Genomic DNA, 16055 nt, shown 5'->3' with positions numbered 1-16055 from the left:
TTTTAAAAAAAATTTGTCCTTAACCTAATTTTTCTATATTTGGCAGCAAAGATAAAAATATGGATACCGCTACGATGGATAATTTAAAAATGATTGCCGAAACGGCCAAAGATTTCGCTGAAAAAAATATTCGCCCAAACATTATGGATTGGGACGAGAGCCAGACTTTTCCTGTAGAATTGTTTCATCAATTGGGAGAATTAGGTTTTATGGGAATTGTAATTCCTGAAGAATATGGCGGTTCTGGGCTTAGTTATCAGGAATATGTGACCATTTTGGACGAGATTTCTCAGGTTGATCCTTCCATCGGATTATCTGTTGCGGCTCATAATTCACTTTGTACGAATCATATTTATGAATTCGGGAATGAGGAGCAGAGAAAAAAATGGTTACCACAATTAGCATCCGGAAAAGTTATCGGCGCTTGGGGATTAACAGAACATAACACAGGTTCTGACTCAGGCGGAATGTCCACAACAGCTGTAAAAGACGGCGACGAATGGATTATCAACGGTGCAAAAAACTTTATCACACACGCAATTTCCGGAGACATTGCAGTGGTAATGACAAGAACTGGAGAAAAAGGCGCAAAAAATAATTCCACAGCTTTTGTTCTGGAAAAAGGAATGGCAGGATTCACTTCCGGTAAAAAAGAAAATAAATTAGGAATGCGTGCTTCCGAAACTGCAGAATTGATTTTCGATAATGTTCGTGTTCCGGATTCTCACAGATTAGGAGAAGTTGGAAGCGGTTTCAAACAGGCAATGAAAATCCTAGATGGCGGTCGTATTTCTATCGCTGCTTTGAGTTTGGGAATTGCGAGAGGTGCTTACAAAGCGGCTCTTAAATATGCTCAGGAAAGACATCAATTTGGAAAATCGATTTCAAGTTTCCAAGCTGTAAACTTTATGTTGGCGGATATGGCAACAGAAATTGATGCCTCAGAATTATTAATCAGAAGAGCATCTGACTTGAAAAATGCCAAACAAAAAATGACACGTGAAGGTGCAATGGCCAAATTGTATGCTTCCGAAGCCTGTGTAAGAATTTCCAATAATGCGGTTCAAATCTTCGGAGGTTATGGCTATACGAAAGATTTCCCGGTTGAGAAATTCTACAGAGATTCTAAATTATGTACCATTGGCGAAGGAACTTCTGAAATCCAGAGATTGGTGATTGGAAGAGATATTTGCGATTAGAATTTTTGATACTAATAAAACCGTAACAGTCACAAAAGATTCAAACATAAAAACTTTTGTGACTTTTGCGGTTAATAAAAATAAATGCTGTCTCCTTGGACGGCATTTTTTATATTTGTTAAAATTTTAGAAAAATAATGGAAAAATTAGATAGCCTGAATCAGGTAGCCGAATTTCACAAAACCTTCAATGCCCCAATTCTTGACACACCACAGATTCCTTCAAAAGAACGTGCTGCTTTAAGAGTCAGTCTTTTACAAGAGGAATTAGATGAGCTAAAAAAAGCCATCGAAGACAATGATTTGGTAGAAGTGGCAGATGCACTTTGCGATTTGCAGTATGTTTTGAGCGGTGCTGTTTTGGAATTTGGTTTGGGAGAGAAATTTGTTAAATTGTTTAATGAAGTCCAGCGTTCTAATATGTCAAAAGCTTGTGATAACGAAGTGCAAGCTCAGGAAACGGTAGAATTCTACAAAGCCAAAGGAACTGATGCTTATTACGAAAAGTCCGGCGACAAATACAATGTTCACCGAGTGGCGGATAACAAGGTTCTTAAGAACAAATATTATTCTGCAGCTGATTTAGCAGACATTATTAATAAGTAACCACAAAGTCACAAAATTATAATGAGAAAAACCTCAATAATATTAGGAATTATCGCATTGACGGCTATTAATTCTTGTGCAGAAAGAGTGATTGTCAACCGAGAAGTAGAATCCAAAAACGACGGTAAAATGCTCTTAGGAACTCAGACGTTCGACCAATTCAAAAAAGAGCCGTACAAAACCTGGTTTGATGAGGAGTACAACCGTTATCAGATTGACCAAACCAGTTTGACAGAATTAAAAAAAGAAAAACTCAATTCTTACAGCCTGGTTGTTTTTGTGGGAAGCTGGTGCGAGGATAGCCACAGAGAATTCCCGAGATTGATTAAAATTTTGGATGCGTTGAAATACAACACAGAGAAAATGCAAATCATCGCAGTGAACCGTAAAAAAGAATCGCCAGCCGGCGAGGAAGGTCTTTACAACGTGACCAGAGTTCCTACGATTATTGTGAAAAAATACGGCAAAGAAATCGGAAGGATCACAGAAATGCCGGAAACAGGCTATTTGGAAAGAGATTTGCTTAACATTCTGAAAAAAGATAATAATTCAGGTTTGTTTAAATAGTTTTAAGTCTTCGAGAGCCTCAGACTGACAATCGTTTAGTATTAGAGTTGTCACACTGAACTTGTCAAAGTGTCTTTTAATAAGTTTAAATAATGCTGATAAATTCTAAATCAATGAATAAATATACAGGTTTACTTTCTTTTATTTTCGGGATTATTCTCACGGTTTTTGTTTTCTTGTCGTGGCGCAGCTGCAACAAAAAAGATGAAGCAGCTTTGGTGAATCAGGATTATTATCTGATCACGAATCAAATCCAGAAAATGAACAAAATGGTTGTTTTGGAGCAGGATTTTTCCAGTTTTCAAACCCATAAAAGTTCTGCAGCAAGCATTGCCGGATTCGATATTCTTCCAAGAGAAATGGTTCTTTACACGACTGCAAAAGCCCAGGTTTCTTACGATTTGAAGAGAATGAAAATCGATGTAGATACGGTTAACAAAAAAGTGATCATTAATGAATTACCTCAGCCAGAAATCAAGATTTTTCCGGATGTAAAAATTCATTTTATGGATGATTATGCGGTGAATAGATTCAAGCAAAGCGATATCAACAGCATTATGGAATCTGCCAAGAAAAATATGGCAAAAAGCGTGAATCAGGAACAACTGAAACAGGAAAGCAAAAAACAACTGAAAGAAAATCTTAACGAAATTTTTGTTTTGGCAAAAGCCTTGCATTATTCGATAGAAGACAAAACGAATACGTTTCCTTCCACCGAATTATAAAAATTAACGTTATGAATCCTGATAAAAAAAACGAAAACAACAATTCTGCTGAGAATAAAAAGCAGAATGAAGATTTTAAAAATATCCCTGCTGCATCTGATAAAAAGAATCCGCCTGATATCGATAAACAAGATATTGACAAAGGTTCGAAAATCAATAAGGATGGAAAAACAGACAATACAGAAAAGTAATTTTTTACTAAAAAATACAATAAGCCTTTCAATTTATTCTGAAAGGCTTATTTATTTAAGAAAATTAATGTATATTTAATATCGAAATCAAAAGATAAAATTTTGATTTTTCCGTGTTCTTTAAATTTCGTTTCACCAAAAAAATTTACAGCTATGTCATATATTGTTGTAGGGCTTTTCCCCACTCAGATGGATGTTGACAGAGTCCTTTTAAAATTGGAAAACGCAGGTTACAATGACTACAATCTTTCTCATTCTGACGAGGAAATTTCACAAAATGTAGACATTGAGAAGAAAAATGGGTTTTGGAATTGGTTATTTGATGACAATCATCTTGACAGAGCCCGTTTCGAATACGCAAGTATCGACCACAACACGATAACCGTTCATCTGAAAACAGAACAGGACGCACACATCGTGAGAGATATCCTAGACAATAATGGCGCTGTGAATGTTGAAGAAAAAACTCAGGATTATATGACTGAAAACTATTCTGTTTCTCATCCAAACCAATTAATTTCTGAGGCTGTTAACGCAAGAATCATTGCCAAAGCAAGAAACAATCTCTTTTTCACCAATGATAGAAAACCACACCATTTGCACGCCAAAAGAATTGCCGACGAAATCGACGGATTAGGCATTACTAAATTTCAGTAGATGGTAAAAGTTGTATTGTCGGACCACAGAAGTGTATGTAAATTAAGACTTAATAATTAAAAATAAAACCTTCCTATTTGCAGAAGGTTTTTTATTTGACAAAATGTTTCATTCTGCAAAGTGTGCCCCGGCGTATGGAGCTGCTTTTTGCGAGAGGCTATGACGAGCAAAAGAGCGGAGCTGGAGACGGATGTAGTCACCCAATTATTATCACTGACTTGGATTTAACTATTAAAATATGTTAAAGTTTGCTGTGTTTTCTCTTCTGCCACAATTTTTGTTCAGTACCTGGCAAATATGTTTAACACCAAAAAAATATTATTATGTCTTACACTGTTTTTGGACTATTCCCCAATGAAAAGGAATGTAATGAGGTCCTTACCAAATTAGAAAATGCGGGATTTTATGATTATACCATCTCACACTCAGAAAAACAAGCATTAGAAAGCGTGGATAACAACAAGAAAAAAGGATTTTGGCATTGGTTATTTGATAACAGCACTTTGGAACAGGATCGTTATGAATATGCCAGTGTGGACAGCGATACTGTAACTGTTTATGTCGATAACGAAGATGATGCAAATGCTGTGAAAAACATTTTGGATGAAAACGGTGCCATCGACATCGAAGAAAAAACCAGAGATTATATCTCGGGAAAGTACGCAGACACCCACCACGAATATCCGATCTCCGAAAGCAAAAGAGCAAGAATTATCGCTAAGGCTAAAAATGATCTATACTTCACGGACGAGAGACAAGCGGCTTATACTCCGGAAAAAGGGATGTCTGACGAGATGGATTCGCAAGGTAAAAAAGATTAAAAACCATACATCCTGATATATAACTTTACATAGTGATAAGGACTGAGATTTTTCAGTCCTTATTTTTTGTAATTAATTAACTTAAATGCAAAATTATCTCGTGGCTAATTTCCTGAAATTTCGTAAATTTGCAAACATTATTTTTAAACCATTATGCTAAAAATTACACTTCCTGATGGCAGCATCAGAGAATATGAAGGAGCAGTTACTCCACTACAAGTTGCGCAAAGTATAAGTGACGGTTTGGCAAGAAACACGATTTCTGCTATCGTAAACGGACAACAGACAGAAGTAGACACCACGATTACGGAGGATTCTACAGTGCAGCTTTTGACGTGGAATGACGATATGGGAAAAAAAGCATTCTGGCATTCGTCTGCTCACTTGTTGGCTCAGGCGATTATGGAATTTTATCCTAATGCCAAGCTGACAATAGGACCTGCAATTGCAAACGGGTTCTACTATGATGTGGATTTCGGTGGAGAGCCATTGTCTGAAAAGGACTTTGAAAAATTAGAAAAGAAAATCTTAGAAAACGCCAAGAAAAATTCAACTTTTAACTTACGTGAGGTTTCTAAAGCTGAAGCGTTGAAAGAATATGCGGACAATCCTTTCAAAACTGAATTGATTGAAAATCTTCCTGATGGTGAGATTACTTTCGTTACACACGATAACTTCACAGATCTTTGTAGAGGTGGTCACATCCCTTCAACAGGAATTGTAAAAGCTGTGAAGATTCTTAATGCAGCCGGAGCTTACTGGAGAGGCGATGAGAAAAATCCCCAGCTGACAAGAGTTTACGGAATCTCTTTCCCTAAACAAAAAGAATTAGCTGAATATCTTGAAAAACTTGAGGAAGCTAAAAGACGTGACCACAGAAAATTAGGAAAAGAATTAGGCATTTTTGCTTTCTCAGAAAAAGTTGGCGCTGGTCTTCCACTTTGGTTACCAAAAGGAGCGGCGCTGAGAAAAAAACTAGAAAATTTCTTATCAGAAGCCCAAAAAAAACAAGGTTACGAATTCGTAATTTCCCCACATATCGGAGCAAAAGAATTATATGTAACTTCCGGACACTGGGACAAATATGGAGCAGACAGCTTCCAGCCAATCAAAACACCTAACGAAGGGGAAGAGTTTTTGTTGAAGCCAATGAACTGTCCTCACCACTGCGAGATTTACAAAGCACAACAATGGTCTTACAAAGACTTACCAAAACGTTATGCAGAATTTGGAACAGTTTACAGGTATGAGCAGTCAGGGGAATTACACGGCTTGACAAGAGTTCGTGGATTTACTCAGGATGACGCGCACCTTTTCTGTACACCGGACCAATTGTTACAGGAATTTGAAAAAGTTATTGACTTAGTTTTATATGTTTTTGGTTCGCTTGGATTTGCTGATTTTACAGCACAAATTTCATTAAGAGATCCTGACAACAGAGAAAAATATATCGGTTCCGATGAAAATTGGGAAAAAGCAGAAAATGCCATTGTTACAGCAGCAAAATCCAAAGGGCTTAAGACTGTTACTGAATATGGCGAAGCGGCTTTCTACGGTCCTAAGCTAGACTTTATGGTGAAAGATGCCCTAGGAAGAAGCTGGCAGCTGGGAACAATCCAGGTTGATTACAATTTGCCAGAGAGATTTGACCTGTGGTACAATGGTAACGATAACGAAAAACATAGACCCGTGATGATCCACAGAGCGCCATTCGGATCTATGGAACGTTTCATTGCGATTCTAATTGAAAACACTGCAGGAGACTTTCCTCTTTGGCTGAGCCCTGAGCAATTCACCATCTTGCCTATTAGTGAAAAATATGCAGATTATGCAAAAAAAGTTTCACAATTATTGGAAAATCACGATATTTGCGGCTTAATAGACGACAGAAACGAGAAAACAGGCAAGAAAATTCGTGATGCCGAATTGAAAAAGCTACCATTTATGCTAATTGTAGGTGAGAACGAGGAAAATAATGGTACAATTTCTGTTAGAAGAAGAGGCGAAGGTGACCTAGGAGAAATGAGCGTTGATGCGTTTATAACATACTTCAAACAACAGGCAAAACCAGATTTTGAATTAGGTGGAAACCAATAGAACCTTAGAACAAATATTAATTTTAAAATTTTAAAACCATAGCACTAAAAAGAAACAACAGCCGAGGTCCGATGAGACGCCCAGTCCAGGAAGACCTTCATCAAATCAATGATAAAATCCGAGCAAAAGAAGTACGTTTGGTTGGAGAAAACGTTGAACCCGGAGTTTATCCGCTGGCAAAAGCTTTAGAAATAGCAAGAGATCAGGAACTGGACCTTGTGGTTATTTCCGATAAGGCAGAACCTTACATCTCCCGTATTCTGGATTATAAAAAATTCTTATACGAGCAAAAGAAAAAGCAGAAGGAATTAAAAGCTAAGCAAGTAAAAGTAGTTGTAAAAGAAATCAGATTTGGGCCTCAGACTGATGATCATGATTATGAATTCAAGAAAAAGCATGCTGAAAAATTCCTGGAAGAAGGTTCTAAGCTGAAGACTTATGTATTCTTCAAAGGACGTTCTATCATCTTCAAAGATCAGGGAGAAATTCTTCTTCTGAAGTTAGCTCAGGATCTGGAACACGTTGGAAAAGTTGACCAGCTTCCTAAGCTTGAAGGTAAAAGAATGATTATGATGATGAGTCCGAAAAAGCCAGCAAAATAAGATTACTGAATATCTTTATTCAATATATTAACCTCGAATTTAAATTTGAGGTTTTTGTTTTTTTACTTTGAACATTTTTTAGTAATTTTGCAAACTATTATTCCTAATTATGTTTGGGAATCAAAGTAAATATTGATAACAAATTATAAAAAGCAGAACAATGCCAAAATTAAAAACGAAATCAGGTGCTAAAAAGCGTTTTGCTCTTACCGGAACTGGTAAGATCAAAAGAAAGAATGCTTTCAAAAGCCACATCTTGACTAAGAAAGAAACTAAGCAAAAGAGAAATCTAACGCAAACTTCTTACGTTGCTGCTGTGGACACGAAAAGTGTTTTAAGACAATTAGCAATTAAGTAGTTTTTATAAATCTATATCCGGTTTATAAGAATTCAAAACAAATTCAACAATTTAACCCTGAAATGGAGCCTCTAAGAGTAATGAAATAATTACCGCACATTTCAAAAAAACAATTAACATTATGCCAAGATCAGTAAACGCTGTAGCGTCTAGAGCGCGCAGAAAAAAAGTACTTAAGCAAGCTAAAGGTTTTTTCGGTAGAAGAAAGAACGTTTGGACTGTAGCTAAAAACGCGGTAGAAAAAGCAATGCAATATGCTTACCGTGGTAGAAAAGAGAAGAAAAGAAACTTCAGAAGCCTTTGGGTAACTCGTATCAATGCGGGTGCTAGAGAGCACGGATTATCTTACTCTCAGTTTATGGGAGCTCTTAAGAAAAACAACATCGAGCTAAACAGAAAAGTTCTTGCAGACCTTGCAATGAACCACCCTGAAGCTTTCAAAGCTGTTGTAGATCAAGTAAAATAATTACAAATCTTTGTTATCAATATAAAATCCTGAGAATTATCTCAGGATTTTTTTATTTTTGTCAAAATTTTTAAAATATGATCAAAAGATCTACAATTCTTTTTACTCTTTTAGCATTTGTCTCTATATTGAAGGCCCAAACTTTTATCCAGGCTTATCAAGACAGAGTTAATCAAATTTCTCAAGTGAACATCAATTCTTATTTACAGGAATTTGAAGCTCTAGGTGTCAAAAGAACTGGAACCACACAGAATATCAATACTTTTAACTGGATAAAAAACAAATATATTTCTTTAGGTTACACAACCGCAGATTTTTTTGAACATTCCTGGACTGCGAGCGGCTACTCTTCAAAAAATCTTATAGTAACAAAAACAGGAACACTTTATCCTAATAAATTTGTAATTGTTTGTGGGCATTTTGATTCCATTAATGGTCCTGGAACTAATGATAACGGAAGCGGAACATCAATAATCCTTGAAATGGCTAGAATCTTAAAAGATGTTCCTACAGAATATTCGATCAAATTCATTCATTTTTCTGGTGAAGAACAAGGTCTTCTGGGAAGCTCCAGATATGTTTCTCAAATCGTAAATGGAACAAGCCCGAAAATGGACATCAAAGTCGTTGTAAATCTAGATCAGGTTGGCGGATTAGCCACAAAAGCCAATACCAAACTTTATCACGACAAAGATCAAAGTTCTCCATCAAGCAATAATGCTGCTGCTGCCATTGCTGTTCAGGAATTAGCCAATTGCACTTTGTTATATTCGCCGTTAACGGTGGATTTTGATCCGGCAGAAAGCACCGATTATGTTCCTTTCCAGCAAAATGGCGAGATCATCACTGGATATTGGGAATACGAAGGTGGCTATAACAATCCTTACGTTCACACGGCAAATGATCTTTTGGTGAATATGGATCCGGTTTATGTTTTGAATGTTGGAAAATCTGCAATTGGATCAATTCAACATTTCGCAACAGCTTCCACTACAACTTTAGCTACGGAAGACATTGTTTCAAAAAATTTGGAATCCACACAGTTTTATCCAAATCCAGCTAAGAATACATTGAATTTGAAAATTGTTAATTCAATAAAGAATTTCACATTCGAAATTACGGATATGAATGGAAGTCAGATTTTAGTTAGCAAGGATAACATTCAGCAAATTGATATTTCACATTTGAAGCCTGGCGTTTATCTTGGAACGATAACTGTTGACAATAAGAAAGTCACCAAAAAAATCATTATTGAATAATTAAGTAATCCATTAAATATTAATCCTGAGAATATCTCGGGATTTTTTATGATAAATATTGGGATAAGAAATCGATTAAAAAACATTAGATTTGTTCTTAATAAAAATTAGACAAAATGTTTTTATCGATAACCAAATTAAAACAAGTATCAACACTTTCATTATTAGGGATTTCCACATTATATTATTCTCAGCAAAAATCAAATCCTGAGCAGGTTAATGAAGATAATCTCAAAAAACATATTTACTTTTTAGCTTCAGATGAATTACAGGGAAGATTGACGGGTTCTGAAGGTGAAGCCAAAGCTGCTAAATATCTTTCATCTGAATTTAAAAAATTAGGATTGAAGCCTTATGAAGGCAAAGAATTCATCCAAAACTTTGAATACAGTGTTAAGCTAAATCCTCACGATGACAAAACATCCACAGCTGTAAAAGGGAAAAATGTAATCGCCGTTCTTGACAACAAAGCAGAGAAAACAATTGTCATTGGAGCACATTATGATCACCTTGGACTCAACGAACACCACAATTCTACTCTAGCTAATTCTGATGGACAAATCCATAACGGCGCTGATGACAATGCTTCTGGAACTGCTGCTGTTTTGGAATTAGCAAGAATGTTCTCACAGAATAAAACAAAAGAAAATGTGAATTATGTTTTCGCATTGTTCTCGGGCGAGGAAGATGGATTGATGGGCTCTAAAAAATTAGCAGAAACTATCAAAACCAATTATCCTAACACGATTTTAATGATTAATATGGATATGATTGGACGACTGAATAAAGACAACAACCTGACTGTTGGTGGCGTTGGAACCTCTCCTATTCTATCAGATTTGGTTAAAAAATATAAACCTGAAAGTATTAATCTGTCTTTGGATGAATCTGGTGTTGGACCAAGCGATCATACGTCTTTTTATTTGAAAGATATTCCGGTTTTATTCTTATTTACTGGGACTCACAATGATTACCACAAACCGACTGATGATGCTGACAAAATCAATTATGCAGGGCAGAAAATCATTACCAGTTATGTTTTCAATTTGGCTAATGCTTTAGGAAATGAAAAGGAAATTCCGTTCACAAAAACGGCGGTTACTGCAACGAAAGCAGTTCCAAAATATAAAGTGAGTCTGGGAATTATGCCAAATTATGCTGATACAAAAGACGGAATGGGCATCGATGGTGTCATCGACAACAGACCTGCAGCGAATGTGGGAATCTTACAAGGCGACGTTCTTACGAAAATCGGAAAATGTGAAGTGAAAGAGGTTTATTCTTATATGGACTGCCTTTCAAAGATCAACGCTGGAGAAGAATATCCTGTGACCGTAAAACGTAACGGCGAAGAAAAAGTTTTCAATGTGAAATTCTAATAAAAAACCGATTGAATGACAATCGGTTTTTTATTTTAAAATCTATCTCAATTAATTCTTGATAAACTTCTGAGCAATATCAGTTCCTTTTATCTTCAATAGATAAACACCTTTGCTCAGAGTAGAAACATTGATGACATTATTATTAGAATTAATATTAGTCTCAGAAATTTTTCTTCCCTCTAAGCTATAAATCTCTGCTGTCTCTGCTTTTTTGAAGTTCATTGAGACAGTTAATTTCTCAGTTACAGGATTTGGATAAACAGATACTGAATTTTTGGCAAGATCAGAAACTGCCAAACTTGTACATTGATATGCAGGAAGTGTATATCCAGATGTCGTCAATTCTTCTGTAATAATGTTGACATCATCACAAGTGAAGCCATAAGTTCCCAACATATCAATTGAAGCCTGTCTCACCGCAACAGCTGCGGTCTGCTGGTTGCCGGAAGAGTTGGTCATCGCTAATCCTTCCAAGAAGATGCGGTCTGTTTTCTCTTTGCCGATTCTGTCATAGATTCTCATTAGAGATGTTGCCCAGATCTGTCCATTGATGTGGATATAGGATGAATTGTTAATTGTGCTTGTAGGATATTTTGGAGCATAATTGGTTACACGTCCGGCCCAGCATTCGTTGTGACCATCCCAGCTAAACATCCAGTTATACTGAGGTTCCGCTTTTGCCCATTGATTCAGACTTCTGCTGTAGGACATTGCCCAATAATCTCCGGAACCTTCTCCTAAACCTTGAGCGGAAGAAGATTTAAGTCCGGTAACCCAATGATGAATAGCATGTCCCAATTCATGTAAAACCACGTCAGCATCCTCCGCATCATCTACACAACCTTCACCGAAAGCTAATCTTTGGGAGCTGGGAATAAAATGTGAATTATCATCACCGTTCAATCCATGTGGATCAACCATTATTACACCGCCATTAAGCGTAGATTTACAAACGATTCCTAAAGTTTCATTAATATAAGCGAGACTTCTATCGATATGATAAAATGCATTTACCGCTTCGAAACCTTGTTCATTCCTGTTGAAAAGAAAATCGGGAGAAGACTGTGTAAAAAGTCCTGTTGAAGGCGCTTCAAAGTCTGCTATCTGGACATATTTGCTTTTTAAACTATATACACCATTTGATAAGGTGATATCCGGCAAAGTCACCAAACTTCTTGCTGCGTCCAGACTTGCATTAGTCGCATCATTATTATCAACATAATCTCCCCCATAAGCTACGTGCGCTCTGGACAGTGGATCCGGATCAAAAATATAAGCCGTTCCGGCCGCTTTCATCTCTGCCGGCTTCTGTTTTGATTTTTTCTTTCGGTTATCGTCGTGATGATAGTTGGCAATATCAAGGATTCTGAGTACGTCTCCGGAATGTGCATCTACCATTATTTCCCAATCACCAGAAGTTTCATAAGAATTGATGATTACTCTATGCACCAATCTAGTCTGTCCGCCTTCTGTTAAAAAAACATACAGATCATTTTCCTGATGGGTAATTTCGCCTTTGATTTCAGCTGCAATTTTTGCCGTTTCGAAGGCATCACTTTTATTAAAAGTCGGAGTCGTATCAACTTGTTTCAGCTGTTTGGAAACGGCTATTTCTGTTCCGTAGGTTACTTCTCCTTGCTTATTAAAATGTATCGCAATATCCCCTTCATAAACAGGAATTCCGTTAATAGTCTGCTGGAATCTTAAGGTTTCTCCTGACAAACTTTTTCTGGAAGATTGAAATTCAAAATTATCTTTGGACGTCGTTCCTATTTTGTTTGAGTTTTTAGAAATCCAATCTCTTGCTTTAGATTCGAGTGTGGTAGTCTGTCCGTACATTGTAGAAAAGGTCAATGCAAAACTGGCTACCAGAAAATTGATTTTTAAATTCATAAGTATTGTTTTAATTAATGTTAAAAATAATAATTTTTATTCAAATCAACATTATTAAAATCAACAAATATAACTTTTCATTAGAAAAATAAAAATAACAAGGTGAAATATCATTTATAATTCACGAATCTGACGAAAAGTAAGATTAATACGTGGTCTCATTGGTCTGTTGGATTTAGCAATCCGATGTTCCCAATTGGTTTGCAGGTCGCCTTTCATAATAAGCAGAGAACCGTGCTGCAAGGGTAAACTGTACTTATTCCGATGATTGTCTTTTTTTCTGAAATCAAAATTCCTTATCTCACCGAGACTCACAGAAGCAATTACCGGACGGTTTCCTAATTCGCTTTCTTTATCACGATGCCAAGCTACAGAGTCGTTCCCATCTCTGTAAAAATTCAGCAATACGGAATTAAATTTGTGACCCGTCAGTTTTTCGATTTTATACTTTATGCTCAAAAGCTCCGGCGTCCAGGCATTCACACTGAAGTTATTACCTCCCAAATGATAAGACTTATCATCGTCGCCATACCAAGCAGTCAAACGTGGAGTGAGCACTTCTTTATCATACATCTTCTGCATTCTCTGTTTCCATGGAACACTTTCGATGAGTTTTTTCTCAAGACTGGTTGCTTTATCTTCAGACAAAAAATGCTCGGTATAGTCCAATAACTCCGCAGGAAACTGGTAGTAATCGCCTGAATCGAATAAACTAAGCTGCATAGATTTTTATTAAGAATTTAAAATTATTTGGAATTGGAAACTTTTTCATCTAATAGTTTGATGTCCTTTCTTATTTCCAGAAACATATCTTTAAGGTTATAATTATCAAAATCTTCCGGTTCAAAATCTTCCGGAAAAATACCCGATGCATATTGCCAGATTTCCATAATCTCACCCAGCGGAATCTCATAAGGCTTATAGAAAGAATTGTCCGCAGCTACCTCAATCGACTGTTTATTTTTAGACTTAAATCGTTTGTAGGAAATTCCGTCATTCAGAGTCACAAAAATGTAACTTTTGTTCTTTTTCAAATCTTCAATATCTTCCACATATTTCCCAATGATGTAGGAACCATCTTTGAAGGGCGGCATAGAATCGCCCTGCGCAGGAAAAGCTCTATACTTTCCATTAGTCAAAAATGGCAATGAAATCCGCTGCAGACTTTCGATATATTCTGGATCGCTGTAACCCGACAGATAACCCATCGAAGCTTTTTGTGGAATGATTTCTATGCTGTTATTTCCGGACTCATCTATAATTATGGGTAACAAAATCCTATTGTCGGGGAGATTCATCATTTCTTCCAACGGATATTTCTTGATATCCACCGTCAAAAGCAAATCAATGCTGACATTAAAAAATTTTGACATTTTAATCAACACTTCAATTGGTGGTTCCGAACGTCCATCTTCGTAGGAAACATATCTTGACCTTGTAATGATTAATGTATCTGCCAAATCTTGCTGAGTGATTTCTTTCTTAGCTCTTAAAAACCTGATATTATCTGAAAAAATTGACATTGTTATAATTTATAACAACAAAAATACAAATTTTGTTCAAATATGTAACTAAATTTGTTCTTAAGAAATATTATGTCATAATTTATTATGTACGCACTCCTCGACTGCAACAATTTTTTTGTTTCCTGTGAAAGAACTTTAGATCCTACACTAGAGGATCATCCTGTTGTAGTATTATCTAACAATGACGGATGTGTGGTGTCCAGAAGCAATGAAGCCAAAGAACTTGGAATCCCAATGGGCGCTCCTGCTTTTAAATACAAAGATCTGTTCGCCGCAAACAATGTTAAAGTCTTATCTGCGAAGTTTGAACTTTATAATTTTCGTAGTCAGCAAGTGATGGAAATGGCAAAAAGTTTTTTACCAAACGGTGCATATGAGATCTATAGCATTGATGAGTTATTTTTGGATTTTAACGGTTTCAAATATTTTAATCTGAATGAGTATTGTTGTAAAATCAGACAAAAAATTAATGATGATCTTAAACTTCCCACAAGCATCGGAATAGCTCCAACAAAGACGCTTTGCAAAATTGCCAATCACATTGTAAAAAAAGAAACTGACAGATATGCTAGTGGTGTCTATATAATGGATTCTAAAGAAAAAATAGAAGAAGCATTAAAAAACCTCGATATTGAGAATGTATGGGGAATAGGAAGGCGACTTAGCGCTAAAATGAAAGATAGTGGTGTCTATAAGGCTTGGGATCTGCTTCAAAAACCTGAAATGTGGGTTCGGAAAATTATGGGAATACACGGTGTAAGAATGATTAACGAACTGAAGGGAATTCCGCAGCTGAAACTTGATAAAGCTTCTGATAAAAAATCGATAATGGTAAGCCGAAGCTTTATGAAAATGGTTACTAATAAGGAGGAAATAGCAGAACGTATCGAAACTTTCGCCATCTATTGTGCAGAAAAATTGAGAAAACAAAATTCCTGTTGCAAAGTCATTAGTGTTTTTATTCAAACTAATAGATTCCGGAAAGAATTGGGCGAATATAAGGACGGATTTTCTATCGTTCTTCCGAATCCCAGCAGCTCATCGATTGTTTTGGCAAAGTACGCCCATTCTATATTTGAAGCGATTTACAAAGAAGGCTTTCATTACAAGAAAGCTGGCGTGATGGTTTCGGATTTTGTTCCTGATAACGAAAGACTGATTAATCTTTTTGAAAATGATATCGATTCCAAGCATATTCCTATTATGAAAGCGATTGATAAACTGAATTCAAAATACGGAAAAGATAAAATCAGATTAGGTGGCATGTCCGGAAAGAACACCTACGGAAGAGCAATTCTCTCTCCGGAGTATGAAGAATTTTTGAAGAATAATACCTTACCAGAAGCTAATTACAGATTTCAATAGAAACAAAAAAAGATTACAAATTCCTGTAATCTTTTTAATTTATACTATTTCCGAGCTCAAACCTCTGTCAAGTAATGCCTGATTCATCGGTTTAAGTTTTTCTAATGCTCCGGTTTTCACAGTACATTTTCCTTTGTAATGAACCAGGATTGTACACTGTTCTGCCTGTTCCAAAGTGTGCTCGCAAATCTCGATGAGACACATTATCACAAAATCAAATGTATTGACATCATCATTATGAAGCACCAGCTTGTACACTTCATCTTCTTCTTCCAAAACCAATACTTCTTCCTCATATTGTCGTTTTGGCTGATCATAAGATTTATTGTTATAGATTTTCAT

At 36.2% G+C, this 16055-nt stretch carries 18 protein-coding genes; 14 read left to right on the top strand and 4 right to left on the bottom strand.

Translation table 11 applies throughout. The annotated features are described in order from the left end of the window. Window positions 1-59 precede the first annotated feature (59 nt). From BXY58_RS04850 to BXY58_RS04790, 13 genes are all read left to right on the top strand, one after another. Window positions 60-1199 (top strand): acyl-CoA dehydrogenase family protein, encoded by a 1140-nt coding sequence (locus BXY58_RS04850; RefSeq protein WP_229728404.1) that lies wholly within the window; start codon window positions 60-62, stop codon window positions 1197-1199. 137 nt (window positions 1200-1336) lie between these two features. Beyond that, the gene (locus BXY58_RS04845) at window positions 1337-1804 is read left to right on the top strand and encodes a pyrophosphohydrolase domain-containing protein (protein ID WP_120212696.1); all 468 of its coding nucleotides are present in this window, start codon (window positions 1337-1339) and stop codon (window positions 1802-1804) included. A gap of 21 nt (window positions 1805-1825) precedes the next feature. Next, on the top strand, window positions 1826-2371 hold the full coding sequence (locus tag BXY58_RS04840; protein WP_120212695.1) for a TlpA family protein disulfide reductase: 546 nt from the start codon (window positions 1826-1828) through the stop codon (window positions 2369-2371). Window positions 2372-2484: 113 nt separating this feature from the next. Then, complete coding sequence (locus BXY58_RS04835; RefSeq protein ID WP_120212694.1) at window positions 2485-3096, top strand: DUF4230 domain-containing protein; 612 nt, start codon at window positions 2485-2487, stop codon at window positions 3094-3096. Between the two features lie 11 nt (window positions 3097-3107). Continuing rightward, complete coding sequence (locus tag BXY58_RS04830) at window positions 3108-3287, top strand: hypothetical protein (protein ID WP_120212693.1); 180 nt, start codon at window positions 3108-3110, stop codon at window positions 3285-3287. 153 nt (window positions 3288-3440) lie between these two features. Next, window positions 3441-3944: a hypothetical protein gene (locus BXY58_RS04825; protein WP_147366808.1), complete on the top strand. Its 504-nt coding sequence runs from the start codon at window positions 3441-3443 to the stop codon at window positions 3942-3944. A 323-nt stretch (window positions 3945-4267) separates the two neighbouring features. Further along, window positions 4268-4765 (top strand): hypothetical protein, encoded by a 498-nt coding sequence (locus tag BXY58_RS04820; protein WP_120212691.1) that lies wholly within the window; start codon window positions 4268-4270, stop codon window positions 4763-4765. A 153-nt stretch (window positions 4766-4918) separates the two neighbouring features. After that, window positions 4919-6862, top strand: coding sequence for a threonine--tRNA ligase (thrS, locus tag BXY58_RS04815; protein ID WP_120212690.1), 1944 nt, complete (start codon window positions 4919-4921; stop codon window positions 6860-6862). A gap of 71 nt (window positions 6863-6933) precedes the next feature. Continuing rightward, entirely contained in the window at window positions 6934-7464 is a 531-nt protein-coding gene (gene infC, locus BXY58_RS04810) for a translation initiation factor IF-3 (protein WP_120212689.1), read from the top strand. A 160-nt stretch (window positions 7465-7624) separates the two neighbouring features. Further along, complete coding sequence (gene rpmI / locus BXY58_RS04805) at window positions 7625-7822, top strand: 50S ribosomal protein L35 (RefSeq protein WP_027384637.1); 198 nt, start codon at window positions 7625-7627, stop codon at window positions 7820-7822. A 121-nt stretch (window positions 7823-7943) separates the two neighbouring features. Beyond that, complete coding sequence (rplT, locus tag BXY58_RS04800; protein WP_074233035.1) at window positions 7944-8288, top strand: 50S ribosomal protein L20; 345 nt, start codon at window positions 7944-7946, stop codon at window positions 8286-8288. Between the two features lie 77 nt (window positions 8289-8365). Further along, on the top strand, window positions 8366-9547 hold the full coding sequence (locus BXY58_RS04795) for a M28 family peptidase (RefSeq protein WP_120212688.1): 1182 nt from the start codon (window positions 8366-8368) through the stop codon (window positions 9545-9547). A gap of 116 nt (window positions 9548-9663) precedes the next feature. Further along, the gene (locus tag BXY58_RS04790) at window positions 9664-10926 is read left to right on the top strand and encodes a M20/M25/M40 family metallo-hydrolase (protein WP_120212687.1); all 1263 of its coding nucleotides are present in this window, start codon (window positions 9664-9666) and stop codon (window positions 10924-10926) included. A 51-nt stretch (window positions 10927-10977) separates the two neighbouring features. On the opposite strand, the gene BXY58_RS04785 is transcribed toward BXY58_RS04790, so the two are convergent. From BXY58_RS04785 to BXY58_RS04775, 3 genes are all read right to left on the bottom strand, one after another. Further along, window positions 10978-12822 carry a T9SS type A sorting domain-containing protein gene (locus tag BXY58_RS04785; RefSeq protein ID WP_120212686.1) on the bottom strand — a complete coding sequence of 615 codons (1845 nt, stop codon included), beginning with the start codon at window positions 12820-12822 and terminating at the stop codon, window positions 10978-10980. Between the two features lie 114 nt (window positions 12823-12936). After that, the gene (locus BXY58_RS04780; protein ID WP_120212685.1) at window positions 12937-13545 is read right to left on the bottom strand and encodes an alpha-ketoglutarate-dependent dioxygenase AlkB family protein; all 609 of its coding nucleotides are present in this window, start codon (window positions 13543-13545) and stop codon (window positions 12937-12939) included. A 23-nt stretch (window positions 13546-13568) separates the two neighbouring features. Next, window positions 13569-14345 (bottom strand): XRE family transcriptional regulator, encoded by a 777-nt coding sequence (locus tag BXY58_RS04775; RefSeq protein ID WP_120212684.1) that lies wholly within the window; start codon window positions 14343-14345, stop codon window positions 13569-13571. A gap of 87 nt (window positions 14346-14432) precedes the next feature. Between BXY58_RS04775 and BXY58_RS04770 the strand changes: the two genes are divergently transcribed. Beyond that, the gene (locus tag BXY58_RS04770; RefSeq protein ID WP_120212683.1) at window positions 14433-15713 is read left to right on the top strand and encodes a Y-family DNA polymerase; all 1281 of its coding nucleotides are present in this window, start codon (window positions 14433-14435) and stop codon (window positions 15711-15713) included. Between the two features lie 39 nt (window positions 15714-15752). On the opposite strand, the gene BXY58_RS04765 is transcribed toward BXY58_RS04770, so the two are convergent. Beyond that, window positions 15753-16055 carry an ATP-dependent Clp protease adaptor ClpS gene (locus BXY58_RS04765; protein ID WP_120212682.1) on the bottom strand — a complete coding sequence of 101 codons (303 nt, stop codon included), beginning with the start codon at window positions 16053-16055 and terminating at the stop codon, window positions 15753-15755.

The sequence above is a fragment of the Epilithonimonas arachidiradicis genome, assembly GCF_003610695.1.
GTDB classification, from domain to species: Bacteria; Bacteroidota; Bacteroidia; order Flavobacteriales; family Weeksellaceae; genus Epilithonimonas; species Epilithonimonas arachidiradicis.
This window is presented reverse-complemented; position numbering and strand designations above follow the sequence as displayed.